Consider the following 2,452-nt stretch of genomic DNA (forward strand, 5'->3'; position numbering starts at 1 on the left):
AAGATTTACTAATCTCAAGTTAAATGGTGAAGATTTGAAGTCTATATCATCTCTTAAGGAAAAGATAAATAAAGAAATAATCGGAAGTTCTGAAAAAGGCTCAAAGCCAAACATATTTCGTCAAAATCAAGATAAAATTAATAATATATTAAACTTACTTGGATATAATAAGCTCCTAGTTATTAAGGAAAATGACGAAAAAATTGGCTTAGAAGATTTTGTGGAAGGAAAAGAAAAAGTGGTCATCGATACTAACCTTATCTTTTATGGTATACACTCCTATGAAATTAAGGGTCTCTCTATACCTCTCTGCGTAAATTATGAGATTGAAAGCTACAAATATAAGGGGAAAAGTGGATATGACAAGAATTTTTCAGATCTTCTGTTTGACGTTTTTAGAATCGCTTTAAGGAAGGCTAATGTTTTACAACTGAAAGCCTCGCTCTTTAGAGCGGGGATGTTATCAAAAAAAGTTTATAAAAGGTAGAGAGTAATTCCTAATGAGGACGGTACGGTGGGTAAACCTAAGAAGAGTAGTAAGGGATCAGTCCCTATGCCTACTGTATCAGTCCTAAGGCGCACCATAACCATAGAACTCTTTCCTACAAAAGAACAAGAGGAGGAGTTAAAAGAACTAGGAAACTTGTGTTCAAAACTATGGAACCAAGTAAACTATGAAAGGAGAAGACAGTTCTTTAACGGTGAACGTGGTGTTGATATCAAGGGTACCTATAACAAGTGGTATAATGAGTATAAGAACATGATAGGTACAATAACAGCACAACAAGTTTTAAACAAAAATAACGAGGCGTGGAGTTCATTCTTCTCCTTGTTAAGGGCAAAGAAAGAGGAAAAATTACTACCATTTATCAACAAGATAAACCCACCTGGTTATTGGAAAGACAAGAAGAAGAGGAAAACGATAATCGTGCTAAGAAAAGATCAATACAAGATAGATGAGGAAAAACAAGAGATAGAACTACACCATTTGGGACAATTCAAGGATTTAGCAATAAGATACAAGGGAGAAATGTACTATAGAGGGGAACAAGGGAGGTTAGAAATAATATACAACTCCGTGTTGCATAAGTGGTATGCACACATTACCTTAAAGGCAAGTGAAAGACTTAATAGAGATACGGGTAAGTGGGTTAAAGTACCACTAACGTCAAAAGGTAATTTAGTAGGTGGGATAGATATAGGGATAAACAACTTGTTAGCTGTCTACATCTCTGACGGTACACAAGTGTTAATCAAGACTAGGGTGTTAAAATCAATCTCGTACTACTACAGAAAATTGATAAGTATGAAACAGAAGTTGTTATCCTTGTATAAACAACCGTTCTCAAATGAAATAAGGAGGTTGTACATTAAGTGGAAGAGGAAGTTAAACGCTATAATAAATACTACCGTAAGGAAAGTTGTTGAGTTTCTGTATAACAAAGGTGTCTCACTAATTAAGGTTGGTTATCCAAAGAACATAAGTCAGAAAAAGGGTAACTTTCTAGTTGTTAACGTCTGGTCTTATAAACAAGTTATGGAAAAGTTGAAGGATGTTGCTGAAGAACACGGAATAACTGTTGAGTTTGTTAACGAGGCATATACTTCAACTACTTGCCCAATACATGGTAAGGGTTGTGGCGAAAGAGTTTCAAGGGGTTTATTTAAGTGTACAACATCTAACAAGGTGTATAGCGCGGACTTGGTCGGTGCGTTTAACATATCCATAATCCTGAGTCCTAATGATGGTGGTGTTGAGGGCTCCACCACCAGAGGGATAGGGATAAGTTGGGGTAAGACCATCCCACTGGTCTATACGTGGACGAGAGGAGCGGGGCTGGTAGCTAGCTATGATTCTATGAGGGTGAAACGTATGGATCAAAACCTATGAACCGCTATGAGGGGAACCCTCGCTCTTTAGAGCGGGGAGGAGGTCAGCTACAGAACTTTCATTTTGTGATGAAATGATACCCAGAATAGACCCACAACTATTAGAAGGATCCATAATTTTAAGTGCGGATCAGAGAGCTGTTGAGTTCTGGAAGGAGTTACCTTTAAGAAAGTATGCTGAAGTTTTTAAAGTTGAATTAGCTGACAGTATTAGAGGTAATTTACCTTCATTACCTAATTTGAATTCTACTGTAAATTTAAACGCCAATAAGGGAGATGAAAGTATAAAGAGTTTTCTCTTAATTGAATTAGGTATAGCTCTAAAGAAAATATTTTCTATTGACGTCAAAGTCTGTCTACAGCATGAAGACAAATGCGTTATTCCTAGCTATAGTTAACAACGGTTTATGTATCCCTCACTAGTTCTAATATTTTTATTTTGAATTTGCGCGTGTCCAACAATTCGCATGTAAAAGCAGTATAGTTCTTAAAAGCCCATTCTCTTCGATTGTCTATTAAGGATTTTATTAATTTTTTAATGTATTAATCGTCCCATAGGTTC

General features: G+C 36.1%; 3 protein-coding genes. All 3 read left to right on the forward strand.

Annotation, left to right across the window (positions count from 1 at the left end; translation table 11 throughout):
* On the forward strand, positions 1 to 487 hold a 487-nt coding region (locus CM19_RS04115; RefSeq protein WP_048099194.1), incomplete at its 5' end, for a hypothetical protein.
* A gap of 27 nt (positions 488 to 514) precedes the next feature.
* Complete coding sequence (locus tag CM19_RS04120) at positions 515 to 1,891, forward strand: RNA-guided endonuclease InsQ/TnpB family protein (protein ID WP_052349452.1); 1,377 nt, start codon at positions 515 to 517, stop codon at positions 1,889 to 1,891.
* A 73-nt stretch (positions 1,892 to 1,964) separates the two neighbouring features.
* Positions 1,965 to 2,288: a hypothetical protein gene (locus CM19_RS04125; protein WP_048099195.1), complete on the forward strand. Its 324-nt coding sequence runs from the start codon at positions 1,965 to 1,967 to the stop codon at positions 2,286 to 2,288.
* Positions 2,289 to 2,452 lie beyond the last annotated feature (164 nt).

The organism is Candidatus Acidianus copahuensis, assembly GCF_000632495.1.
In the GTDB taxonomy this organism is placed as follows: Archaea; Thermoproteota; Thermoprotei_A; order Sulfolobales; family Sulfolobaceae; genus Acidianus; species Acidianus copahuensis.